The sequence below is a fragment of the Rhodococcus sp. M8 genome, from assembly GCF_015654185.1.
Classification (GTDB): Bacteria; Actinomycetota; Actinomycetes; order Mycobacteriales; family Mycobacteriaceae; genus Rhodococcus; species Rhodococcus aetherivorans.
On the sequence record NZ_CP064065.1, the window covers coordinates 4172261 to 4195728 of the forward strand.

At 70.4% G+C, this 23468-nt stretch carries 21 protein-coding genes and 3 tRNA genes; 11 read left to right on the plus strand and 13 right to left on the minus strand.

Annotation, left to right across the window (positions count from 1 at the left end; genetic code table 11):
* Nucleotide 1: 1 nt before the first annotated feature.
* Together ISO16_RS18890 and ISO16_RS18895 are read left to right on the plus strand one after the other, a co-directional pair.
* Entirely contained in the window at nucleotides 2-1903 is a 1902-nt protein-coding gene (locus ISO16_RS18890) for a glycosyltransferase (protein ID WP_072633980.1), read from the plus strand.
* A 3-nt stretch (nucleotides 1904-1906) separates the two neighbouring features.
* Nucleotides 1907-3418 carry a glycosyltransferase family 39 protein gene (locus ISO16_RS18895; RefSeq protein WP_072633981.1) on the plus strand — a complete coding sequence of 504 codons (1512 nt, stop codon included), beginning with the start codon at nucleotides 1907-1909 and terminating at the stop codon, nucleotides 3416-3418.
* 4 nt (nucleotides 3419-3422) lie between these two features.
* Here ISO16_RS18895 and ISO16_RS18900 read toward each other — a convergent pair whose 3' ends face one another.
* The 5 genes from ISO16_RS18900 to ISO16_RS18920 all read right to left on the minus strand — a co-directional run bounded on the left by ISO16_RS18900 (nucleotide 3423) and on the right by ISO16_RS18920 (nucleotide 7656).
* The gene (locus ISO16_RS18900) at nucleotides 3423-4277 is read right to left on the minus strand and encodes a TylF/MycF/NovP-related O-methyltransferase (protein WP_006932775.1); all 855 of its coding nucleotides are present in this window, start codon (nucleotides 4275-4277) and stop codon (nucleotides 3423-3425) included.
* A gap of 144 nt (nucleotides 4278-4421) precedes the next feature.
* Nucleotides 4422-5321: a galactofuranosyltransferase GlfT1 gene (glfT1, locus tag ISO16_RS18905; protein WP_043796752.1), complete on the minus strand. Its 900-nt coding sequence runs from the start codon at nucleotides 5319-5321 to the stop codon at nucleotides 4422-4424.
* Nucleotides 5318-6142, minus strand: a complete 825-nt coding sequence (gene wzt, locus ISO16_RS18910) for a galactan export ABC transporter ATP-binding subunit Wzt/RfbE (protein WP_029547044.1) — start codon at nucleotides 6140-6142, stop codon at nucleotides 5318-5320. The genes glfT1 and wzt overlap by 4 nt, the downstream gene beginning before the upstream one ends.
* A gap of 12 nt (nucleotides 6143-6154) precedes the next feature.
* A complete protein-coding gene (wzm, locus tag ISO16_RS18915; RefSeq protein ID WP_006932781.1) occupies nucleotides 6155-7030 on the minus strand; it encodes a galactan export ABC transporter permease subunit Wzm/RfbD in 876 nt (291 codons plus the stop codon).
* 38 nt (nucleotides 7031-7068) lie between these two features.
* On the minus strand, nucleotides 7069-7656 hold the full coding sequence (locus tag ISO16_RS18920) for a bacterial proteasome activator family protein (RefSeq protein WP_029547045.1): 588 nt from the start codon (nucleotides 7654-7656) through the stop codon (nucleotides 7069-7071).
* Nucleotides 7657-7811: 155 nt separating this feature from the next.
* Here ISO16_RS18920 and ISO16_RS18925 point away from each other — a divergent pair, with 155 nt between their 5' ends.
* Nucleotides 7812-9020, plus strand: a complete 1209-nt coding sequence (locus ISO16_RS18925; protein WP_029547046.1) for a cysteine desulfurase-like protein — start codon at nucleotides 7812-7814, stop codon at nucleotides 9018-9020.
* A 319-nt stretch (nucleotides 9021-9339) separates the two neighbouring features.
* Nucleotides 9340-10431, plus strand: a complete 1092-nt coding sequence (locus tag ISO16_RS18930) for an IS110 family transposase (RefSeq protein WP_072636908.1) — start codon at nucleotides 9340-9342, stop codon at nucleotides 10429-10431.
* A 289-nt stretch (nucleotides 10432-10720) separates the two neighbouring features.
* Here ISO16_RS18930 and ISO16_RS18935 read toward each other — a convergent pair whose 3' ends face one another.
* Entirely contained in the window at nucleotides 10721-11707 is a 987-nt protein-coding gene (locus ISO16_RS18935; protein WP_006932790.1) for an NAD(P)H-quinone oxidoreductase, read from the minus strand.
* A gap of 96 nt (nucleotides 11708-11803) precedes the next feature.
* On the opposite strand from ISO16_RS18935, the gene ISO16_RS18940 reads away from it, so the two are divergent.
* From ISO16_RS18940 to ISO16_RS18955, 4 genes are all read left to right on the plus strand, one after another.
* A complete protein-coding gene (locus ISO16_RS18940; protein WP_006932792.1) occupies nucleotides 11804-12292 on the plus strand; it encodes a MarR family winged helix-turn-helix transcriptional regulator in 489 nt (162 codons plus the stop codon).
* A gap of 10 nt (nucleotides 12293-12302) precedes the next feature.
* Nucleotides 12303-12387, plus strand: a tRNA-Ser gene (locus ISO16_RS18945).
* A 179-nt stretch (nucleotides 12388-12566) separates the two neighbouring features.
* Nucleotides 12567-13877 (plus strand): DUF1254 domain-containing protein, encoded by a 1311-nt coding sequence (locus ISO16_RS18950; RefSeq protein ID WP_072633990.1) that lies wholly within the window; start codon nucleotides 12567-12569, stop codon nucleotides 13875-13877.
* A 128-nt stretch (nucleotides 13878-14005) separates the two neighbouring features.
* Nucleotides 14006-14977 (plus strand): alpha/beta hydrolase, encoded by a 972-nt coding sequence (locus tag ISO16_RS18955; protein ID WP_029547048.1) that lies wholly within the window; start codon nucleotides 14006-14008, stop codon nucleotides 14975-14977.
* A 9-nt stretch (nucleotides 14978-14986) separates the two neighbouring features.
* Here the strand turns inward: ISO16_RS18955 and ISO16_RS18960 are convergent, their stop codons facing one another.
* Nucleotides 14987-16672 carry a bifunctional metallophosphatase/5'-nucleotidase gene (locus ISO16_RS18960; RefSeq protein WP_072633986.1) on the minus strand — a complete coding sequence of 562 codons (1686 nt, stop codon included), beginning with the start codon at nucleotides 16670-16672 and terminating at the stop codon, nucleotides 14987-14989.
* Nucleotides 16673-16778: 106 nt separating this feature from the next.
* Nucleotides 16779-17864, minus strand: a complete 1086-nt coding sequence (gene hisC / locus ISO16_RS18965) for a histidinol-phosphate transaminase (RefSeq protein ID WP_072633987.1) — start codon at nucleotides 17862-17864, stop codon at nucleotides 16779-16781.
* A gap of 63 nt (nucleotides 17865-17927) precedes the next feature.
* Between hisC and ISO16_RS18970 the strand changes: the two genes are divergently transcribed.
* The 3 genes from ISO16_RS18970 to ISO16_RS18980 all read left to right on the plus strand — a co-directional run bounded on the left by ISO16_RS18970 (nucleotide 17928) and on the right by ISO16_RS18980 (nucleotide 18951).
* Nucleotides 17928-18635, plus strand: a complete 708-nt coding sequence (locus ISO16_RS18970; RefSeq protein ID WP_072633991.1) for a dienelactone hydrolase family protein — start codon at nucleotides 17928-17930, stop codon at nucleotides 18633-18635.
* 76 nt (nucleotides 18636-18711) lie between these two features.
* Nucleotides 18712-18803, plus strand: a tRNA-Ser gene (locus ISO16_RS18975).
* Between the two features lie 75 nt (nucleotides 18804-18878).
* Nucleotides 18879-18951: transfer RNA gene (locus tag ISO16_RS18980), tRNA-Arg, on the plus strand.
* Nucleotides 18952-19030: 79 nt separating this feature from the next.
* Here the strand turns inward: ISO16_RS18980 and ISO16_RS18985 are convergent.
* From ISO16_RS18985 to ISO16_RS19005, 5 genes are all read right to left on the minus strand, one after another.
* Nucleotides 19031-20383, minus strand: coding sequence for an MBL fold metallo-hydrolase (locus ISO16_RS18985; RefSeq protein ID WP_072633988.1), 1353 nt, complete (start codon nucleotides 20381-20383; stop codon nucleotides 19031-19033).
* An 87-nt stretch (nucleotides 20384-20470) separates the two neighbouring features.
* The gene (locus ISO16_RS18990) at nucleotides 20471-21244 is read right to left on the minus strand and encodes a sulfite exporter TauE/SafE family protein (RefSeq protein ID WP_072633989.1); all 774 of its coding nucleotides are present in this window, start codon (nucleotides 21242-21244) and stop codon (nucleotides 20471-20473) included.
* An 18-nt stretch (nucleotides 21245-21262) separates the two neighbouring features.
* Nucleotides 21263-21688 (minus strand): very short patch repair endonuclease, encoded by a 426-nt coding sequence (locus ISO16_RS18995; RefSeq protein ID WP_006932816.1) that lies wholly within the window; start codon nucleotides 21686-21688, stop codon nucleotides 21263-21265.
* A gap of 17 nt (nucleotides 21689-21705) precedes the next feature.
* Entirely contained in the window at nucleotides 21706-22851 is a 1146-nt protein-coding gene (locus ISO16_RS19000) for a DNA cytosine methyltransferase (RefSeq protein ID WP_043796739.1), read from the minus strand.
* Between the two features lie 97 nt (nucleotides 22852-22948).
* Nucleotides 22949-23224: a hypothetical protein gene (locus tag ISO16_RS19005; protein ID WP_043796738.1), complete on the minus strand. Its 276-nt coding sequence runs from the start codon at nucleotides 23222-23224 to the stop codon at nucleotides 22949-22951.
* Nucleotides 23225-23468: the final 244 nt, after the last annotated feature.

Here is a 23468-nt window from a genome sequence, read left to right on the forward strand (position 1 = left end):
GATGGACAAGGCCGAATTCGCTGCGATCGAACCGACGGGAGGGGTCGGCACCGCAGCTGACGGTTCGTCCGTCACGGGGCGCCCCGCAACCCGTCCGACCGCTCAGCGTGCGCTGTTCGCGGGGCCGTCTCCGCTGGTCAGCGACGACATGTACGTCACCGTCAAGGGGACCGTCGACCGTGAGCGGACCAGGGTGCGTCTCGGCCGCCGGAGCCGTGTCGAAACGGACACCTACTTCGGCAGATTCCCCGCCAGCTACTGGCAGCGCTGGACCGCCGTCACCGAGGTCGAGTTCGTCGCCGAGGTCGACGGGGACGGCCGCATCGAACTGGTCGCCACCGATGCCCGGGGCCGGCGACGGATCGTCGCCACGACCGCCGTGTCGTCGAACGGCGCGCCCGCGACGGTGACGGTGTCCACCCCGATCGACCGGTTCGTCGACGGCGGTGCCCTGTTCGCACGGATCTCCACCGGCTCCGGCGAACTGGCCGTCGAGAACGCCCGGTGGACGGTGCCGGCACCGAAGTCCCTGCGGCCGGCCGCCGTCGTCATCTGCACCTTCAACCGCGCCGACGACTGCGCGGCGACGCTGGCCGCCATGGCGGACGACCCGATCGCGCTGGCCGACGTGCAGTCGGTGTACGTGATCGATCAGGGCAACGACCGGGTGGAGACCCGGCAGGAGTTCCAGCGCGTCGCCTCCGAACTCGGCGACAAGCTCGTCTACATCACACAGCCCAACCTGGGCGGCGCCGGCGGATTCACCCGCGGCCTGTACGAGGTCGCCGGCTCCGCGCGGAACCCCGGAGCCAACATCGTGTTCATGGACGACGACGTCCTGTGCGAACCGGAGGCGGTGGTCCGGCTCAACATGTTCGCGAACTGCACCGTCGAGCCCGCGATCGTCGGCGCGCAGATGCTGTACCTGCTGCATCCCGACCGGGTCCACGTCGGGGCCGAGGTCGCAGACCTGCAGCGGCTCCAGGCCGGGCTGGAGGTGAAGAACGCGCTCGCGGACAAGAGCACGCTGAAGAAGCAGCAGGACATCCGGGTCGACGCAGGCTACAACGGGTGGTGGTCGTGCCTGATCCCGTCGGAGGTCGTGGAGAAGGTCGGCTATCCGCTGCCGCTGTTCTTCCAGTGGGACGACATCGAGTACGGCTACCGCTCGCGGGCGAACGGCGTCGCGACCGTCACGCTGCCCGGTGCCGCGGTGTGGCACGCGGATTTCGCGTGGAAGGACTGGGACGAGTGGCACCGCTACTTCAACCTCCGCAACGCCATGATCACCGCGGCCCTGCACACCGAACTCGACGGCAAGGCACTCGCCAAGCAGTTGCGGACCGACCTGTTCCGGTACCTCGTCTCGATGCAGTACGGGATGGCCTTCACCCTGATCAAGGCCGTCGAGGACTTCCTGCGGGGGCCCGAGTTCCTGCACGACGGCGGCATGGAGGCGGCGGCCGCCATCCGGCGCGAGCGCGCGGAATACGGTGAGACCATCCGCCACAACGCGAACAACGTGCCGGGCCTGCGTCCGGCCGACATGTTCATCACCCCGGCCGGCCCGTACCCGCGCAAGAGCCTCGAGTGGGCGGTACTGGCCAAGCGCACCCTCAACCAGTGGCGCGGTCGCCTCCCGGCGCATCCGGTCGCCATCCCGTCGTCGGATGCGCACTGGTGGCACGTGTCGCTGTTCTCGCACGCCGTGGTCACCGACGCGTCCCAGGAAGGGGTCCGCGTGCGCAAGCGGGACAAGGAGCGGGCCGTCGCGCTGCTCCGGCGCGGTGTGCGCGCGCTGCAGGCCTTGAAGAAGGAGACCCCCGCGGTGTCCTTGCGGTATCGCGAGGCCATGCCGCAGCTGACCAGCCGGGAGAACTGGGCCCGCCTGTACGGGAAGTAGCCGATGGCCGATCGGACCACGGCGTGCGCGCGGGATGCTGTCCTCATCGCACTGCTGGGTTCGATCGTCGCAGCGTTGGGCACCGGGCGGCCCTCCTTCTGGTACGACGAGCTGGCCACCCTCTCGGTGGCGCAGCGCTCCCGCGTCGACCTGGACCGGGTGCTCGGTAACGTCGACATCGTCCACGGCCTCTACTACGTGGCGATGCGGTACTGGTTCGCCGTCTTCGGGGCTTCGGAATTCTCGGCGCGGCTGCCGAGCGTCCTGGCCGTGGGCGCCGCGGCCGGGGGTGTGGTCGTGCTCGGCTGGAAACTCGCCGACCGGCGGCTGGGCGTGCTCGCGGGTGTCGTCTTCCTGCTGCTGCCGCGCGTGACGTGGGCTGCGGTCGAGGCCCGCAGCTATGCCCCGTCCGCGGCCGCCGCCGTATGGCTGACCGTGCTGCTGCTCGTGGCGTGCGAGTCGGGCCGGGTCCGATGGTGGCTGGCGTACGCCGCTGTGCTCGCACTGTCGGTGGTGCTGTTCCTGTACACGGTCGCGCTGATACCGGCCCACCTGATCACCGTGGCGTTGCGGGGTGACCTGCGGCGCCGCGGACTCGCGTGGCTGGGGGCGGTCGTGGCGGGGTCGGCGGCGGCGAGCCCGCTCGTGCTGGAGGCGTTCGCCCAGGCGGGGCAGACCACGTGGATTCCGCCGCTCGACCGGAACCTGCCGCGGATCGTATGGGAGTACCAGTGGTTCGTGGGCGCCCCCTGGTTCGCGGCGGCATTCACGGTCCTGGTCGTCGTGGGGCTCGTCGCGTCTGTGCGGCGGCGCATGCGGGCGCAGCGGCACGGTGTTCTCGCGGTGGCCGTGCCGTGGATCGTCGTGCCGATGGCGATGCTCGTGGCGTACTCGCTCGTCGCGTCCCCGGTCTACCTGGACCGGTATCTGACGTTCACGACGCCGGCGGTGGCCCTCATCGGTGCGGTCGCCGTCGCCGCCGTGGCCGTGCGGCCGTGGGCGACGGTCGGTGTCACCGGTGCGCTGGTGCTGCTGACCGTGCCGTCGTTCGTCGCGCAGCGCTCCGCGTGGTCCGACCCCAGCGGCATGGACTTCAGCACGGTCAACCGCGACGTCGCCGGCCGGCTGGCGCCGGGCGACTGTGTGCTGTTCGGCGGCGCCGCCTGGAACCCGGCGTCGCAGCGGCTGGTGCAGACCGCGCGCCCGGACACGTTCGCGGGGACCCGCGACCTGGGGCTCGGACGGACCGCGGCCGCCGAGGGCTGGCTGTGGGACGAGAATCTCCCGTTCCAGGCTGTCGCGGGGCAGTTGCCCACGTGCGAGGTGGTGTGGTTCTTCGCGGACGCCGAGCGGACGACCGAACAGCGGGTCTATCACACGTCGAATCAGTGGTGGACGCTTCCACCGCACCGGTTCGAGTCGACCCCGGAGTACGCCGGGCTCGTGCATGCCGGTTTCCGGATCGACGAGCGCCGGCAGTTCAATGTCAGCCAGGTGATCCGTTTCGTGCGGTGACGGTTCACCGCAGTTGCACGACGACCTGCTCGTTGTCGGCCGTGTAGGCGAGGTACTCGAACGCCGTACCGGTGCGCGCGACGAACTCGGTCCACGCCCGGTACTCGTGCCGCTGCCAGCCGGGATAGTTGAAGAACTCGTCGAACACCAGCACGGTGCCGGGCACCAGGCGGTCCTCGAGCAGGTCGAGCACCGTCGTCGTGGACGAGTAGAGGTCGGCGTCGAGGTGGACGAACGCGACGTCGCCGGGATGTGCGGCGAGGAAGCGGGGAAGGGTGTCGGCGAACAGGCCGGGCACCAGCTCGGCGCCGGGCACGTCGGGCGGGGTGTCCTGCGCGAACTCCCCGGCGGGAAACCCGCTGCGCCACGCCTCCGGCAGTCCGGTGAAGACGTCGAACCCGAACACCGGGTGGTCCGCGCCCAACACGTCGGCGACGATCCGCAACGTGGTGCCCGACGCGACCCCGAACTCGAGGGCCAGGCCGGGCCGGGACACCCGGTCGAGCGCGAACCGCAGGGTGTCGTGCGGGGTGTCGAGGACCGCGGCGGTGGGCATGTTCGCGACCGCGAACGCCGCGGCGGTATCGGTCGCGGCGCGGTCCATCGCATAGCGCAGGTCGCGGCGCTGCCGGTGCTCGAGATCGGCGACGCGGTCCCGGAGCAGGCCCACCTCCGAACGGGTCTGTGCGAGCTCGGCCAGTACCTGCCGCAGCTCCGCGGTGGTCGCGGTCAGCTCGGCGAGAATCCGGTCGTGGTGGTTCTCCTGCAGCTCGCGGGTGCGTCGCGCCGAGAGGTCGACGACTTCGGCGACGGCACGCTGCAGCTTGCCCCGGGTCGTCGCCCGCCAACGCCCCAGCATCGCGCCCTCCCGTGCCCGTCGAGACCTAGCCCCGAACCTAGACAGTGGGCCGATAGGGCGCAATCGCGCCCTCCCACCCGGCCGAATGTCACATTGCGCCGGTTCCATCGACGCAATGTGACATTCGGCCCGATAGTCGGTCCCTCACACAGGCCGCTCGAACCGTTCCTGCCGGCCCAGCTTGCGCAGCCGCACCCATTCGCGGAGCGCGGCAGGGTCCCGGCGGCTGACGAGGAAGTACCAGCCGAACCGCACCCATTCCTGTGGCAGCAACCGGCGGAGACCGGGCTGTGAGAGCAGGTAGCCGCGGTTGCGGTAGGTGAAGAACCGCTTCGTGTCGTTGTCCGGGTACTGGGTGTGCATCCGGCCGCCGAGGATCGGCTTGAACTCGTCGGCGCCGTTGGGGTGCAGATAGGCGGTGCGCAGGCAGGTGCCGAACCGCAGACCCGAGCGGACCAGGCGACGGTGCACCTCCACCTCGTCGCCGCGCACGAACAGCCGCAGGTCCGGCACGCCCACCGCGTCGATCGCGGCGGCGGTGAACAGGGCGCCGTTGAACAGCGACGCGATGCCCGGCAACAGATCGTCGCTCTCGACGTCGCCGAGTTCGCTGCGGTGACGACGCCACGCCACGCCCCGGCGCAACGGGAACGCGAGACGGTCGGGGTCGTCGATGTCGCACACCACCGGCGACACCTCCGCCAGGCCGTGCCGCTGCGCGCACTCGAGCAGTGTCGCGAGGACGTCGGGGCCCTCCGGGCGGCCGTCGTCGTCGGCGAGCCACACCCGGTCCGCGCCGAGCGACAGCGCGTACAGCATGCCCAGGGCGAAGCCGCCGGCGCCGCCGAGATTGTGCTTGGACCCGAGGTAGCTGGTGGGCAGGGGGCACGATTCGACGAGGTCGCGCACGGCCTCCTCGTCGGCGTTGTCGACGACCACCAGGTGGTCGAGCGGCCGGGTCTGGGCGCTCAGGACCTTCAGCGACTGTGCCAGCTGCTCGCGCCGCCGGTGGGTGACCACCACCCCGACGATGCGTTCGCTCACGCCGAGCGCTCCTGCGGCAGCCCCTGCTCGCGTTCCAGCTCGGCGATGACGTGATGCACATGGTCGGCCGCGTCGTCGCCCTCGTAGGCGCGCACGACCTCCTCGATGCCGCCCTCCATGCGGATCTGCCCGTGGTCGATCCACAGCGCGCGCTCGCACAGCTGCGCGAGGAACTCGTTGGAGTGGCTGGCGAAGACGAGGATGCCGGAGCGTTCCACGAGCTTCTGCAGGCGCACCCGCGCCTTCTTCATGAAGTCGGCGTCGACCGCGCCGATGCCCTCGTCGAGCAGCAGGATCTCGGGGTCGATGCTGGTGACCACGCCCATCGCGACGCGGACCCGCATGCCGGTCGAATACGTGCGCAGCGGCATGTTCAGGTACTCGCCGAGCTCGGTGAACTCGGCGATCTCGTCCATCTTCGCGAGCATCTGCTTGCGGGTCTGACCGAGGAACAGCCCGCGGATGATGATGTTCTCGTAGCCGGAGATCTCCGGGTCCATGCCCACGCCGAGGTCGAACACCGGCGCGACGCGGCCCCGGATCCGGGCGCTGCCGCGCGTGGGCTCGTAGATCCCCGCCAGCAGCCGCAGCAGTGTGGACTTGCCGGCGCCGTTGTGACCGACGAGGCCGATGCGGTCGCCTTCCTTCAGCGACAGGGTGATGTCGCGCAGCGCCTCCACCACCACCACGTCGGAGTTGTTGCGGCCGATCGAACCGCCGGCCTTGCCGAGGAACGCCTTCTTCAGCGACCGGGTCTTCGCGTCGAAGATCGGGAAGTCGACGCACGCGCCGCGCGTCTCGATGCTCACATGTTCGGTCATGATGACGGCCCCTTAGACCCAGTAGGGCACGCGGGCCCGGTACTTACGCAGCGCCAGCAGCGCCAGTCCCCAGCCGGCCACGGTGATCGCCAGCACGATGTACCAGTGGTAGGCCTGCTGGTCCTGGCCGATCATCGGCGCCCGGATGATGTCGAGGTAGTGGAACAGCGGGTTGATCTCGGCCAGCTTGACGCGCTGGGCGGCCTGCCCGCCCTGCGCCTCGAGGCTCTGCGTCGTCCACATGATCGGGGTGAGCACGAACAGCAGCAGTGTGAGGCTGGACAGGATCGGGGCGATGTCGCGGTAGCGGGTGGCGAAGATGCCGAACAGGATCGCCACCCAGACGGCGTTGAGCACGATCAGGCCCAGCGCCGGGATCGCCGCGAGGGACGTCCAGGTCAGGTCTCGCCACACTCCGAAGGCGAAGATCATGATCACGTAGATCACGAGGTTGTGGGCGAAGAACAGCAACTGCCGCCACACGAGCCGGTAGATGTGCACGCTCAGCGCCGACGGCAACTGCTTGATCAGGCCCTCGTTGGCGATGAACACCTCCGAGCCCTCCAGGATGGAGGCGCTGATCATGTTCCAGACGATCAGTCCGACCGTCACGTACGGCAGGAACTCGTCGAGCGGAATGTCCAGCAGCGCGGCGTACAGGATGCCGATGGCGGTGGCCTGGACACCGGTGGCGATGGTGATCCAGAACGGACCGATGACCGAGCGCCGGTAGCGCTGCTTGATGTCCTGCCAGGCCAGGCTGAGCCACAGCTCGCGCTGGGCGAAGCCGTCGCGCAGATCCTTCAGGCCGCGCCGGAAGGTCTGCGAATCCGACACCACCGGAGAGTCCGCGGCGGTGGGCTCGGGATCGAGGGCAGAAGCTGACACGAGGTCCGAGCCTACCGGGGATCGTGGTCGGGCCGTCGCTACAGGTACTGACCGGTACCCGGGGCACCCGGTCCCGGGCCGTGCCGCTCGTCGGGACGCGGTCCGCCCCCCAGCATGCCCGGCGGCAGCGCGCCCTGACGCATCTGCTCGAGCTGCGCCCGCGCCGCCATCTGCTGCGCGAACAGTGCCGTCTGGATGCCGTGGAACAGGCCCTCGAGCCAACCGACGAGCTGAGCGTGCGCGATCCGCAGCTCCGCGTCGGACGGCACCTCGTCCTGACCGAAGGGCAACGCGAGCCGTTGGAGTTCCTCGCGCAGTTCCGGGGCGAGGCCCTCGCCGAGCTCCTGGATGGAGGACTGGTGGATCTCGCGCAGACGGGCACGGCTCGCATCGTCGAGCGGCGCGGCGCGGACCTCCTCGAGCAGCTGCTTGATCATGGTGCCGATCCGCATGACCTTCGCCGGCTGCTCGACCATGTCGGCGAGCGACTCGGCGTCGTCCGGCTTCTCCTGGGGCTCGGCGGCGGACTCCCGCGGATCACCGGAGGCGGTACCGTCGCGCTGGACCGCGACGGGATTGCCGTCGGGTCCGATCACGAGGACGTGCTCATTCTCCGAATGCGTCATGGTTCCATCTTGTCCTCTCGCCGGGGCCGTTGCCGAGTCAGGTTCCCGATACGGGAGGTTTCACCCGACATTGCGCTCCGTACGTGCACCTTCGGAGGGCGTACGGGACCGACGTGGACGACACACGATTGACACCGGGATTTAGAGTGTCACGCATGGCTTACGACGTTGCCCGGATCCGGGGGTTGATTCCCTCGCTCGGCGACGGTTGGATCCATCTCGACCCACAGGCCGGAATGCAGATTCCCGACGCGGTCTCCCGCGCGGTGTCGACGGCATTCCGCAACGCCGCGGCGTCCCCGACGGGCCGGCACACCTCCAACCGTCGGAGCGCGTCGCTGCTGCAGGCGGCGCGCGTCGCCGTCGCCGATCTCGTCGGCGGTGACCCGGCGGGTGTGGTGCTCGGACCGGATCGGGCGGTCCTGCTGGCCTGGCTCGCGGAGTCGCTCAGTTCCCGGCTCGGGCTCGGCACCGGGCTCGTGCTGTCCCGGCTGGACGACGAGGCCAACGTGGCACCGTGGCTGCGCGTCGCGAGCCGCTACGGCGCCCAGGTCCGGTGGGCCGAGGTCGAGATCGAGACGTGCGAGCTGCCGAGCTGGCAGTTCGAGGAACTGATCACTCCCACCACCCGGCTCGTCGCGCTGACCGCCGCGTCGTCGCTCGTAGGTTCCGCGCCGGACGTGCGCGTCGCCGCCGACCGGCTCCACGAGGTCGGCGGGCTCATGGTGGTCGACGCGGCCGGGGCCGCGCCCTACGCGCACGTCGACATCCACGAACTCGGCGCCGACGTGCTCGCGGTCAACGCGTCCGCGTGGGGGGGACCGCAGGTCGGCGCCCTGGTGTTCCGCGACCCGGCGCAACTCGACCGGATCCCGGCGGTCTCCCTGGATCCGCACGCACGCGGCCCCGAGCGGCTCGAAGTCGGCGGCCATCAGTTCGCGATGCTCGCCGGGCTCGTCACGTCCGTCGACTTCCTCGCGGCCCTCGACGACGAGGCGACCGGCACGCGCCGCGAGCGTCTCGAAACGTCGATCAGTTCGCTGCAGGGCTACCAGGACCAGCTGTTCGAGCGGCTGATGCGCCTGCTCGACAACCTGCCCGACGTGATGGTGATCGGCCGTGCGTCGAGCCGCGTGCCGACGCTGAGCTTCACCGTCGCGGGCGTGCCCGCCGAGAAGGTCGCCGCGCATCTCGCCGACCGTCGCATCGCCACCGTCGCGGTCAGCCGCGGCACGAGCCGCCTGCTCGACTCGCTCGGCGTCAGCGACGAGGGCGGCGCGGTCACCATCGGCCTGGCCCCGTACACCACCCGCTACGAGCTCGACCAGCTGGTGCGCGAGCTGCGCAACCTCACCGCCTCCTGACCGGGCCGACCGGCCTAGACGATATGGAGTGACGCACGACTTGCCGTGAGCTCGCTTTCGTGGGGATCGGCGTCCCCCTCGGTCGAGTGATGACGCGCCCCCCGGCACGCGGTCGATGTCAACGTCGTTCATGCTCGCTGCGCTGCGCGTGCTCCACGTTGACATCGCGGCCGGCGCCGGGGCGGGTCGGCGAGGACCGAGGGGGACGCCGGAGCTGGTGGTCCGCTCTTGCAGGCCGAGGCCTCACGCACAAGATTCGTGGGTTACCGAGCAGACGAACCTGCCTGCCCGGCCTATCCGACAATTGTGGGAGGCCCCGGTGTTCACCGAGCGTACGAGCGTTGGACTGGACGTGCACGCACGTTCGGTCGCGGCAGCAGCCATCGACAGCGTCACAGGACGGGTGTTCCAGACCAAGTTGACGCCGTCCTACGAGCACATCCGCTCCTGGCTCACGGACCTACCGGGGCCGGCGGCGGTGGTCTACGAGGCCGGACCGACCGGCTTCGGATTGTATCGGGATCTGTCCGCGGCCGGGATCCGGTGTGAGGTCGCCGCCCCGTCGAAGCTGCAGAAACCCGCCGGGGACCGGGTCAAGACCGATGCCCGTGACGCTCTGCACCTGGCCCGGCTGCTGCGTCTGGACGAGGTCACCTCGGTGGCGATCCCGACCGTCGATCAGGAAGCGGCCCGGGACCTGGTGCGGGCCCGGGAGGATTGTCGTGGGGATTTGATGCGGGCGCGCCATCGTCTGTCGAAACTGCTGCTCCGCCACGGCCTCGTCTACGACGGCGGCGCGGCCTGGACCGGAGCGCACGACCGGTGGCTGCGCACCGAAGCAGCACCGCAGCTGACCTGGCCGGCGACGAGGATGGCGTTCGAGGCCGACTACGAGCACGTGCTCACGATGCGGGCCCGGCGCCGGCGACTCGACACGGCGATCGAGGAGATGGCCGCGGCCAGCGAGTTCACCCCGGTCGTCCACCGGATGTGCTGTCTGCGTGGAGTTTCCACCTTGACCGGCTTCGCGTTGGCGGTGGAGATCGGTGACTGGACACGGTTCACCGGCAATACGATCGGTTCGTTCGTCGGATTGGTGCCCTCGGAACAGTCCTCCGGTGCGTCGCGGGTGCAAGGGTCGATCACCAAGACCGGGAACACCCACGCCCGCCGGTTGCTGGTGGAAGCGGCCTGGCATCATCGACCGCGCTATCGCGTGGGGTCGGTGCTGCGGTCGCGGTGGGAGCAGGCGCCGGCCGCGGCCCGTGTCCGCGGCGACGAGGGTAACCGTCGCCTGCACGGCCGGTGGGTGGGGTTTCTCGAACGCCGCAAACGACCCGTGACAGCGAATGTGGCGATCGCCCGTGAGTTGGAGGGGTGGTGCTGGTCGTTGGCGGTGATGGACTGCTGAAGCAATCTCCTGATCTGCTTTGCCGACGAGTTCGGTGGTGACAGCGCGTGGATCGACCCGCGATCGGCACTATGAGCAGGTCCTCGGGGCCGACGCTCGACTCTAGACACGCGGATGCGATCCAGCCGAAAATTCCGTCCTGCGGTACCCAACCCGCGTATATCAGTCTGACCGCGCGTCGCTGAGCGACACGCTCACCGCAGGATTCGTCGACGAAGCGCCGGAGGCGCCCCCGGGGTCGCTCCCCGGAGGCGCCTCACTCTGCTCTCTTGACAACTTTCCCTACATATCAGTGCCGATCGATGCGCAGCACGACCTTGCCTACGGTGTCGGGGGAATCCAGCATCTCGTGGGCCCGCGCGGCCTCGGTGATCGGCACCTCTGCGTGTACGACGGGCCGGACCTGGGCCTCGGCGATCATCGGCCACACGTGCTCGCGAACCTGCGCGACGATCGTGCTCTTGCCGGAACGGCCGGTCTCCGGCCGCCCGCGCAGGCCCGTGGCGAGGACGTGCCCGCGCTTGGCGAGCAGCTTGCCGAGGTTGAGCTCGCCCTTCGCGCCGCCCTGCATGCCGATCACCACGAGCCGGCCGTCGGGGGAGAGCACGTCGACGTTGCGGGACAGGTAGGCCGCGCCCATGTTGTCGAGCACCACGTCGGCGCCGCCGAACCGGCCTCGGACCTCGGCGACGAAGTCCTGCGAGCGGTAGTCGATCGCGAGGTCGGCGCCGAGCTCACGGCAGTAGTCGAGCTTGCCGGCCGACGCGGTCACCGCGACCTTCGCGCCCAGCGCCTTGCCGACCTGGATGGCGTGGGTGCCGATGCCGCCCCCACCGCCGTGCACGAGCAGCACCTCACCGCGGCGCAGGCCCGCCGCCATCACCACGTTCGACCACACGGTGCACGCCACCTCGGGCAGTGACGCCGCCACCGCGAGATCCACGCCCTCCGGCACGGGCAGGACCTGTCCGGCAGGGACGACGACCTGCTCGGCGTAGCCGCCGCCGGTCAGCAGCGCGCACACCCGGTCGCCGATCGACCAGCCGCTCACGCCCTCACCGAGTTCGGCGATCACCCCCGAGCATTCGAGACCCAGGACGTCGCTCGACCCGGGCGGCGGCGGGTACAGGCCGCGGCGCTGCAGCAGATCGGCACGGTTGACGGCCGTCGCGGCCACGTCGATCAGGACCTGTCCGGGACCGGGGGTGGGGTCGGGCTGCTCGGCCCACTGCATGACCCCGGAGCCGCCGGGTTCGGTGATCGTGATTGCGCGCATGGGTTCGACGCTATCGCGACACGCCGACGCAGGGGCGACACGCAGCGAACTGACCGGCGAGTAACAGAGACGACGGCCTGCCTCTACACTGCCCGCGTGACAGCCGAACTGCATGCCGACCGTCCCGATCCGCGCTGGCTCGACACGGACGAGCAGCGGGCATGGCGGGCCTACATCGACGGCAATCACCGGCTCATGGATCGACTCAATCGCGACCTGCAGGAGGCGCACGGCCTGTCCCTGGCCGAGTACCGGATCCTGGTGCTGCTCTCCGAGGCTCCTGACGGGGCGCTGCGCATGAGCGACCTCGCCGACGGGGTGCTGTCGTCCCGCAGTCGCCTCACCCACCAGATCCGCCGCATGGAGGCCGCGTCGATGGTGGTGCGCAGTTCCTGCCTCGAGGACGGCCGCGGCGTCCTCGCCACCCTCACCGACGAAGGCCGCCGCCGGCTCACCGAGGCCGCGCCCACGCACGTCGCCGGTGTGCGCCGCAACCTCGTCGACCTGCTCACGAGGACGCAGATCCGGACCCTCTCCGAGATCTTCACCAAGGTGGAGGCGGCCGTCGACGACAGGTGTGGTTAGGATTTGGCACGGAAGCGTGGCAGAGCGGCCGAATGCACTCGCCTTGAAAGCGAGCGTCGTGAGAGCGACCGGGGGTTCAAATCCCTCCGCTTCCGCCGGAAGGAGAGCCCGTCACCTGCGGCGTGTGTGCAGGTGACGGGCTTCGTCGTCGGACGCGCGCAGGTGGCACCGGAGCGCCCGGATCCGACGGCGAGTGTCGCTCCAGGAACGCGTTCTCGCCTCCTACACTGACGGAATGGCCGGCACAGCAGCTCGGGCGGCGGCAGCGCTCGCGGTGGGCCTGCTGACCGCCTGCGCGGCGCCGCATCCGGCAGCGGAACCGGAGCGGACCGCGGTCGACGTGGCCACCGACGGCTACGTCTACGGCTACGCGCCCGTGACGCTCGCGCGGACCCGGGCGAACATGCTCTGCCTGCTGCCGGTGAACCGGCTCCACCACCAGTCCGCGACGGCCGATCCCACCTCGCGCGTCGTCGTCGCCCCCAACGTCGACACACTGTATTCGATTGCGTGGCTGGATCTTCGGGAAGGACCGGTGCTGCTCACGCACCCGGAGGCGGGGGATCGGTACTTCGACTTCCAATTTCTCGGCATCTATACCGACGTCTTCGCCAACGTCGGCACCCGGGCGACGGGATCGGCCGCAGGCGCCCACGTCGTCGTCCCACCGGGATGGGACGGTCCGCTGCCGGCGGGAGCGGCCGTGATCGAGTCACCCACGTGGGACGCCTGGATGATCGGCCGGACTCTCGTCGAGGCGCAGACCGACCTCGAGGCCGCCCGGGCCGTGCAGCGGCAGTACTCGCTCACCGTGCTGACCGCCCCCGTCGCCGATGCGCCGCCACCGCTGCCGCCGACCGCGTGCGGAAGCAACCCCGACCCGCAGGCGCTCGCGGCGTCGGGGCCGCAGTTCTTCGACGAGCTGTCGGCGATCCTGGCCGCGAACCCACCACCGCCCGCCGACGGACCGTTGCTCGACGAACTCGCCGGCCTCGGGGTCGGGCCCGGCGCCCGGCCGAGTGCCGGGCCGGCGGACACCGTCGCCGCACTCGCCACCGGGGTGATCCGCGGCGAGCGACGCATCCGGGACCTCGTCGACTCGGGCGAGCAGTCCGGTGCGGTGTGGGGCTCGCTGGCGACCGCGGGCTGGTACGGCACCGACTACCTGCAGCGCGCGGTGGTCGCGACGATCGGGCTCGGCGCGAACGTGCCGGAGGAATCGACGTACCACGTGGCCCGCACCGCGGCGGACGGATCGGCGCTGCGGGGCGAGGCCGGTTACCTCCTGCGCTTCCCGCCCGAGGGGCCGCCGGTGGACGACCGCGGCTTCTGGTCCGTCACCGTGTACGGCCCCGACATGTTCCTCGTCGCCAACCCGGTCGACCGCTACGCCGTCGGCGACCGGACGCCCGGACTGGTCCGTGGTCCCGACGGTGCGCTCGACGTGTGGGTCTCGTCCCGGCCGCCGGTGTCGGGCGGCTCGAACTGGCTGCCGGCGCCGCCCGGGGAATTCGTGCTGATGTTCCGGTCGTACCTGCCGACGGACCGGGCGTGGACCCCGCCGGAACCGACCCCACAGCCGTAGCCGGCGACGCGGTGCCCCACCGTCACCAAGGGCGGCGATCCGCGTTGGTGACGAGCCCCACTTTCTTGACCCGCCCCGGTCCGTACTGTGGAATCGGATTTTCCGAAGTCGGGGGACGAAGGAAGTTGATGCTCAGAGCTGTGGTCGCGACGCTCGTCGCGGCGTTCGTTTTGCCACTGTCCGTGACGTCCGTCGTGTCCGCCGAGCCGGCGGCATCCGCGCGGGTGGATCGGGTGGAGTCCCTCACCGCTCGACGCTCGGCGGTGTTCGTGTCCTCGCCGTCGATGCAGCGGGTCGTCCAGGTGCAGGTCCTGCACCCCGCCGGGGACGGGCCGCGCCCGTCCCTCTACCTGCTCGACGGCGTCAGCGCCGGCGCCGAGTCGGACTACCGCGAGAGCACGTGGACACAGCGCACGGACCTCGTCGACTTCGTCGCCGACAAGAACGTGAACGTGGTGCTGCCGATCGGCGGTACCGCCAGCTACTACACGGACTGGCTCGCGCCGGACCCCGTTCTGGGCGTGAACGCGTGGGAGACCTTCCTGACGAAGGAACTGCCGCCGCTGATCGACGCCCGCTTCGCGGGCAACGGAGTGAACGCCATCGGCGGACTGTCGATGGGCGCCACGGGGGCGGCGAGCCTGATCGCCCGGAATCCGGACCTGTACCGGGGCGTGGCCGCGCTGAGCGGTTGCCTGGACACGTCGAAGGCGTCCGCGCAGGACGCGGTGCGCGGGACCGTCGCCTACAAGGGCGGCAATCCGGACAACATGTGGGGTGCACCGGGGGATCCGGCGTGGGCGGCACACGACCCGTACGCCCTGGCCGAGCGGCTGCGCGGCAAGGAGATCTTCATCAGCACCGGCAACGGCCTGCCCGGCCCGTACGACGTCGGCCCCGACGCGGAGGCTCTCGACGTGGGCGGACCGCTCGAGGTCGGCGCCTTCGTGTGCACGATCGGCTTCGACCGGCGGCTGCGGGAGCTGAGAATCCCCGCCACCATCGTCTACCGCCCGTACGGCACGCATTCGTGGCCCTACTGGCAGGACGACCTGCGCACCGCCTGGCCGACGCTCGAACGCGCCCTCGGTCTCGGCTGAGCGGTTCCGTCAGGGCAGCGCGATGCGGTCGGTGGCCGGCGGCGGGACGGGCGCGTGCTGCGCCAGGTAGTCGTTCAGGGCGTCGAGCTCGGCACCCGCCCCCGTCGCCCGTCGCGCCTGTGTGAACCCGGTGAATCCGTCGCCGCCCTCGGCGAGGAACCCGTTGACGACCACCCGGTAGGCCGCGGCCGCATCGAGCGGCCGATCGGCGATCGTGACATCCCGGATCCGGCTGCCGGGCGCCGCGGCCCGGTCGAGGACGTAGCGCAGGGTGTGCGACGGCGCGAGGATCCGTTCGCGGCCCGCGCCGGTTCCGTCCTGCTGGAACTGCTGCTCGAGGATCCCGACCAGTTCCGCACCGGTGAGCTCGAGCACCTGCAGCCGGTTCCCGAACGGCTGGGCTGCGTAGGCGTCGCCGTAGGTGACGACCCCGTCACCGGAATGCAGCAGGTCGGCGCGCACTCCACCGGGATTCGTGAGCGCGAGCTGCGCCCCGGCGGGTTCGGCGGCCGCCAGCTGCGCGTCCGCGACGAGGTTGCCGAGGGCCGACTCGCCGCTGGGCACGGTATCGCGGGTCAGGTCGGCGGCGATGCGGCCGACGACGCGTTCGGCGACGTCGCGCGACTCGTCGACGGCCCGGTCCACGAACTGCTGCGTGCGCGGGTCGGGGGCGATGTCGTGCGTCACGATCTGATTGAACGCGTGGGTGCGGTCGCGCAGCACGTCGCGGCTCTCCCGGTCGATCGTCAGGTCCGCGACCGAGATGATGCGCCCGTGCGAGGCGCCCTGCAGCACGGTCCGGGGACTGCCCGCCGGGTCGGGGTAGCTGCAGTTGAAACTGTCGTCGCCGTCCGCGGTGACGATGACATCCACCTTCGGCGACACCCGGGTGGCGAGGCTGCGCGCGGGCCCGGCGGTGGCGTCGCACGGGTCGGTCCCGGCGGGCGGCGTCAACGCGCCCTTGTAGAGCAGGACGATCGAGCGGACGCCGAGGGCATCGAGCGCGTCGGCGGTGCGGTCGACGGCCGTGATCTCGTCGGTGAACTGCAGGCCGGCGATGTCGTCGCCGCGCACCACCTGCGGCGTGTCGTGGGGGGCGATGCCGATGACGCCGACCGGCACACCGTCGACGTAGTCCACGGTGAACGGCAGGGCCGCGGGGCTGCCGTCGGCGTCGGCGACGTTCGCCGCGATCAGCGGGAAGGTGGCTCCGGCGTACTCCTCGTCGTACCGGCAGCCCTCCGGGTGGCAGCCGCCGTCGCGCAGGCGCTGCAACTCGGCGTAGCCGTTGTCGAACTCGTGGTTGCCGAGGGCGGCCGCGGTCACGTCGAGGCCGTTGAGCAGGTCGACGGTGGGTTCGTCGTGGAACATCGCCGACTCGATCGGGGACGAGCCCCAGGTGTCGCCGACGGAGTAGAGCACCGAGTTGTCCGCCTGCGAGCGCAGCTGCCGGACGTAGGCGGCGAGATATGCGGCGCCGCCCGCCGGAACGGATGCGCCGTCGGAGCGGACGACCTCGCTGCGGGGGCCCTGGGGCGGGAGGAGGCTGCCGTGCAGGTCGCGGAAGGCGATGAGCCGCAGCGGCAGGGCGTCCGGGGGGATCGCGGTCGCGGGGGCCACGGCGAGCGACGTCCACAGCGCGCCGGTCAGCAGGGCCGCGGACAGGGTCCACCGGCGTGCCACGCCTGAACCCATCCGCACACTCCAACTTCCGTAGCCGACCGGACGAGTGTGCCAACGGATGGTCACGCGATCGCCACCCGGCGATAACGGTTGGGTCTCGTAGGCGTTCCTGCGCAGGTCAGGGCTTCGAGATTTCCGCGATCTCGACGCCCTTGCCGGTCGCAAATGCGAGGAACGCGTCGTTCTCGTGCGGATCGCCGATGGTCACCCGCACCCCGTCGTCCGCGTACTGGCGCACCAGCACACCGGCCTCCGCGCACGCCTCGGAGAACGCCGCCGACCGGTCACCGAGCGGCAACCACACAAAGTTGGCGTAGCTCTCCGGCACGGGATAGCCGGCGTCCACGAGCGCCGTCCGCACCCGGTCGCGCTCGGCGAGCACGCTGTCGGTGCGCTCGAGCAGTTCGTCGGCCGCCGCCAGGGACGCGATGGCCGCCTGCTGTGCGAGCGAGCTGACGCTGAACGGGGTGTGCACCTTGTTCAGGACCTTGATCACCGACGGGTCGCCGACGAGATAGCCGACCCGCAGGCCGGCCAGGCCGTAGGCCTTCGAGAAGGTCCGCAGCACCACGACGTTCGGCCGGCCGGCGGCGAGCGCGATCCCGTCCGCCTGCTCCTCGCCGGGCTTCGGGCGGGCGTATTCGAAGTAGGCCTCGTCGAGCGCGACGATCACCTGCGGCGGCACCGCGTCGAGGAACCGTTCCAGCTCCGCCCTGCCCAGCAGCGCCCCGGTCGGGTTGTTGGGGTTGCAGACGAACACCACCCGGGTGCGGTCGGTGATCGCGGCGAGCATCGCGTCGAGGTCGTGGCCGTGCTCCGAGGTGTTGGGCACCGGCACCGACTTCGCGCCGGCCACCGCCGTCACCACCGGGTACGCCTCGAACGACCGCCAGGAGAACACGACCTCGTCGCCGTCGTTGCAGGCCGAGAGCACCAGTTCCTGGCACAGGCTCACCGAGCCGTTGCCCACGGCGATGTTCTCCGGCTTCACCCCCAGCCGCCCGGCCAGCGCGCCGATGAGCACGGCCGCCATGTTGTCCGGATACCGGTGGACCGTGTACGCCGCCTCGGCGATCGCGTCGCGCACGCTGGGCAGGGGACCGACGGTGGTCTCGTTGCTGGCGAGCTTGATCGCGCCCGGGAAACTGCGGCCGGGCACATAGGACGGGATCGAGGTGAGGTCGGGGCGGGTCCGTGGGGTCACCAGCCGATTATGCGCCCGGCGATTGCGTGCACGGTCGTGGTGGGTCGTGTCATCGTGGACGGTATGTCGGGAATCCACATTGCCGCGGCCCGGTTGCCGGACGGGTCGGGGCAGGTACCGCTGACCGTGTTTCGGCCGGAGGGTGCCATCCGCGGTGGCATCGTCGTGCTGCACGAATCCCGTGTGTTTCCGCCGGCCCTGCTGGCGTTCATGGAGGTTCTGGCTGCCGAGGGCTGGCTGGTCGTGGCTCCGAATCTGTTCCACCGCGAGTTCACCGAGGACGACGAGGTGTTCGGGCAGAACCTGTTCGACGACGTCGATGCCGCGATGGACTGGCTGGTACGCAGTGGGGTCTACCCGGACGCGGTCGGCGTGATCGGGTTCGACGACGCCGGGACGGCGGCGCTCATCGTCGCCGCCAATCGGCGGGTGGGTGCCGCGGTCACCGTCGCGGCGCACGGCATCGTGCAGCCGTTGCGGCCCGACGTTCCCGCACTCGTCGAGGCCGTGCGCAACCTGCAGGCGCCGTGGCTCGGTCTGTACGGCGAGGACGACCCGACCACCCCGACCGGCGACGTCGAGCAGCTGCGCGAGGCTGCCGGACAGGCCGACGCACCGACCCTGGTCATCGGTTACCCCGGCCTGGCGCATCGCCCCGACGAGCCGCCGGTCGAGCACGACACCGCCGATCCGGACACCGACCCGGCCGAGGCGGCGATCATCGACGCACGGCGCCGGATCTTCGACTGGTTCGACGCACACCTGCGCTGACCAGGCGTTTTGCGTTTGTCGTCCGAACGTGTGTAATCTTTCGTCCCGGCGGTTCGAGAGAATCGAAACCCCCCAGGGAGGCGTGCCAGAGCGGCCGAATGGGACTCACTGCTAATGAGTTGTCCCCTTTACGGGGGACCGGAGGTTCAAATCCTCTCGCCTCCGCCACGTCGGTGCAGCGTCGCCGGCGACAACTGAATATGAGAAACAACTGCATACCAGAAACAACTACATACACGCACTGCGCCCGTAGCTCAACGGATAGAGCATCTGACTACGGATCAGAAGGTTAGGGGTTCGAATCCCTTCGGGCGCACAACGAAGAGCCCCTCACCCATTGTGGTGAGGGGCTCTCGCGTCGTGGCGGCCCCCCGGCCCCGACGATGGGGCAGGACCTACGACGTGCCGATCAGACCGTGGTCGTACGCCTTCTCGAAGTCGTCGTTGACGAGGACGACGGTGCGGTCGATCCGGTCGATCATGGACGCGGCGACGGATGCCCGGTAGCCGGAGCCACAGTGCACCCACACCTCCCCGCGGGGTACCTCGTCGAGCCGCTCGGCGAGGTCGTGCAGCGGGATGTTGACCGCTCCGCGCACGTGGCCGTCCTCGTACTCGTCCTTCTGGCGCACGTCGAGGACCCGGACCTGCTCGCTGTCGATCTCCCGGGTCAGCTCCGCGAAGTCCGAGACGCGGTACGACCGAAGTTCGTGTCCGTTGACCAGGGTGTGGATCTCGCCGACGGCCGCTCCGGCGAGTTCGTCGACGCCGATGCGGACCAGTTCGCGCTTGGCGTCGGCGATCTGCTCGTCGCTCTCGCCGATGAGCGTCAGTGGCGCACCCCACTTGTAGAGCCACCCCAGGTAGGTGACGAAGGAGGTGGACAGCTCGAAGCCGAGTGTGCCGCCCAGGTGTCCCGCGGCGAAGGCGGTGCGCTCGCGCAGATCGACGACCCACTCACCGGCGTCGATGCGCCGGCGCAGCTCGGCCGGGTCGACCGGCTCCGGCGCAGACAGGTCGAGCGGCGACGGACCCGCCCTGTTGATCACGCCCATGTGAGCGTAGTACGCGGGGTAGGTATTGAGTCCGGCGATGAGCTCGTCGACGTAGGCCTGCTCGTCGCGGGTCAGCGCCGGGTTGACGTCGCGTTGCTGCCCGACGGTGGACGAGTCGCCGCTGGTGGGGGTCGCCGAGCAGAAGCTGCCGAAGCCGTGGGTGGGATACACCGGAGTGTCGGCCGGCACTTCGTCGGCGATCCGTCGCACGGAGCGGAACTGTGCGTGGGTCAGTTCCTCGGTGTACTGCGGGCCGACGAGATCGGTGCGGCCGGTCGAGCCGTACAGCATCGACCCGCCGGTGAAGATCCCGTGCGTGCCGCCGGTCGCGTCGAGCAGCACATAGCTGACGTGGTGGTGGGTGTGCCCGGGGGTGTGCATCACCCGCAGCCGGATGGGACCGGCGTCGATCAGGTCGCCGTCGTGGACGGCACGTCGCTCGTAGTCCACGTCGTCGCCGGCTGGAACGATGTACTCGGCCTCGACGGCGCGGGACAGTTCCAGCCCACCGGTGACGTAGTCGTTGTGGATGTGGGTCTCGAGGACATGGGTGATGCGCGCTCCGCGGTCGTTGGCGAGCGCGAGCACTCGATCGATGTCCCGCTGTGGATCCACGACGACGGCGACGTCCGCCTCGGTGACGAGATAGCTGCGATCGCCGAGGCTCGAGGTTTCGATGATCGATACGTCCATGTCGATGCCTTTCCACGGTACTTCCACTATGCCCCCGGATACCCCGGGGCGTACGAAGAATGCGTGGAGTGCGGGAAGAGTTTCGGCTCAGCGCAGGAACAGTGTGTCCACCAGCGCGTACGCGGCCACGACGAAGACGAGATAGGCGAACCACCGCCGCAGCCGTCCGGTTTCCATGCGCGTGCCGAGGTGACCGGCGACAAGCGACGCGACGACCGCGGCCCCGGCGAACGCCGCCGTGATCGACCAGTCGATGTCGGCGTCCCCGAGATGCGCGATCAGCCCGGCCGCCGAGTTGGCGACGATGACGACGAGGGAGGTCCCGACGGCGACGCCCATCTCCAATCCGAGGAGCATCACCAGCGCGGGGATGATCAGGAAGCCGCCGCCGACGCCGAACAGGCCGGTCAAGAAGCCCACCCCCAGGCCGGCCGGAATCGCCCTCGGCGCGCATCGCTTCCAGTCGATGCCGAAGTCGCCGGTCTTGCACGCGGTCCCGGCGTCGTCGCTCTCGCGCAGCATCCGGATCCCCGCGACCACCATCACGACGGCGAAGCCCACCAGCAGCACCGGTTGCGGCAGCAGCGTGCCCACAGCCGTGCCGGCGAACGTCGCGGGGATGCCGGCCGCGGCGAACACCGCGGCCAGCCGCCAGTCGACCTGCCCGGCCCGAGCCTTGGGGATCGCCCCGGACAGGGCTGCGGCCCCGACGACGATCAGCGAGATCGGGATGGCCTGGCGGAAGTCGAGTCCGAGGCCGTACACCAGGGCGGGGACCGCCAGGATGGATCCGCCGCCCCCGAGGAGGCCGAGCAGGACCCCGATGACCGCTCCGAGAACGAGCGCGATCGCCGGTTGCACCGCTTCCTCCTTCGCCGGTCAGGAATCGGCAGTACCCGGTCCCGCCGCGAACAATGCGGCCTGCACCCGATCCGCGGCCTCCGCGGGGTCCTCGTGCTCCCAGATCCGCACCGCCGTCCATCCGGCCGCGGCGAGCGCCGCGTCGGTGTCCCGGTCCCGGGCCACGTTCCCGGCGAGCTTGGCGGCCCACCACTCGGCGTTGTTCTTCGGATCGGTGGCGTGCTGCGGGCAACGATGCCAGAAGCACCCGTCGACATACACCGCAACGCGGCGGCGCGGGAACACCAGGTCGGCACGACGACGGATCCCCGGCAGGGGAGCACGATCGACGAAGTAGCGCACCCCGCGACGATGCAACTCCCGGCGCAGGGCCACCTCGGGGACGGTGTCCCTGCGCCGCTGCCGGCTCATCCGGGCGCTGGTCTGCGGATCGGTGGAGGGCACGGCGGTCGGCTCCGTCCTCAGGCCGCGGCCTCGGGGAAGCCGCCCATGCGGTCCAGGTGGGATTCGACGTCGTCGAGGAAGCCGGGCACGAATCTCAGGTTCCCGGACCGGGCCCGCCGCAGGAAACCGGCGGTGGCCCGCGCCGACAGCAGGCGCGCGTCCTCCAGGAATCCGGCGAGATCCTCGTACGGTTCCTGCACCGGCCAGTGCGACTCGTGCACCCGGAAAGCCCGCCGCCGCGCGCCCCAGGCGGCACTCGGCCAGGGGTCGCCGGGCCGCAGCGGGGTCTCGTGGTCGGGGGAGTAGTCGATCGGCCGCCCGAGCCGTCCACCGACCCACGCGGCCATGCGCACGCTCACTGCGTTGCCGACGAGTCGCCACCGATGCCCGGTCCGCACACCGGGCGCCTGGATGGCGGGTGCGGTCCAGTCGGGGTCGAAGCCCTGCAGCCGTTCGGCGTCGATCAGACCGGGAGTGACGATCTCGCCCGACGGCAGCCGCACTGCCGGCGGACTCGCGATGCCCACCGTGGAGCCGCCCTTGAGCGTGGGCACGGCGTTGACCGCCCAGCCGAGACCGCGCACGCCTTCGGTCCAGTAGAACCCGCACGGGTGGGTGCCGGGATCGCCTTCCGCGGGGGCGCCGGCGTCCTCGCCGAACAACACCGTCCGGGGGTCGTCGGTGCGCGAGGCGAGCATGAGCACCCGCTGCCGGCGCTGCGGGAGTCCGAACGCGCGGGCATCGACGACCCGGTACGCCCACGCGTACCCGAGATCCTCGAGCGCATCGGTGATGTGACGCATCGCGGCGCCGCGTCCGAGTTGCAGCATGAAGGGGACGTTCTCGATGAGCAGCCATCGCGGGCCCTGCTTGCGCCGCACCAACCGGAACACCTCGTCGACGAGGCCCGACCGGGAGCCGGTGATGCCGGCGGTCCTGCCGGCCTGCGACAGGTCCTGGCACGGAAAGCCCGCGGTGACGACCTCGGTTGCCTGGGGCAGGGAACGGAGGCGGGTGACGTCGGTGTGCAGAGGTACATCGGCGAAGCGGGCGCGGAGCACGGCCTGGGCTCCGGCGTCGATCTCGCAGAGCAGTTCGGTGCGCCAGCCGTGCTCGGCCAGGCCGAGCTCGAGTCCGCCGATACCGGCGAACAAACCCACCATGTTCCCGGTCGACGTCACGGCACCCTTTCTCGCTTTGCTCACGGAGCACGTTACTCGAGAATTCGGGCGGCCCGTGCCGCGACGCGAGATGCAATGATCACGTCCGCCGAAAGAGCGAGGCGTGTGCCTCGGGGGACGCGATCGACTCGAAGGCGGCCTTCATCCGGACCACGGCCTCGATCCGGCGGGCCACGCTCGGTGCGACGTCACCTGCACAGTCGCCGGCCTCGCGGTCGCCGATCCCGAGGAGGAGCTCGTCGAGCGCGGCGAGGTAGTCCTGGCAGGCCGCGGCGCACGTCGCTGCCGCGGGGGACCCCGAGCCGGGTCCGTCCGCCCGGCCCGGCGGGACGATCTCTGCGGGAAAGCCACTCATGGGTCTCCTATGCCTGACGTGATCGGGGACGCGCGCCGCGGAACGACAACGACGGTGCCACGCAGTGCGCACGCCGGCTACGGTCCGCGCGGGGACTGCCACGAGGCGGACGCCTCGGAAGGTGAGACGCAGTGGCACAGGGGATGGTTCCGCGTCGCGGAAACAGCCGTCCTCGCGGGCAAACACCCGTCCTGACCTGGCGATTTGGCGCGGGGTCGAATGATCACGTAACTTATTCCAGGTC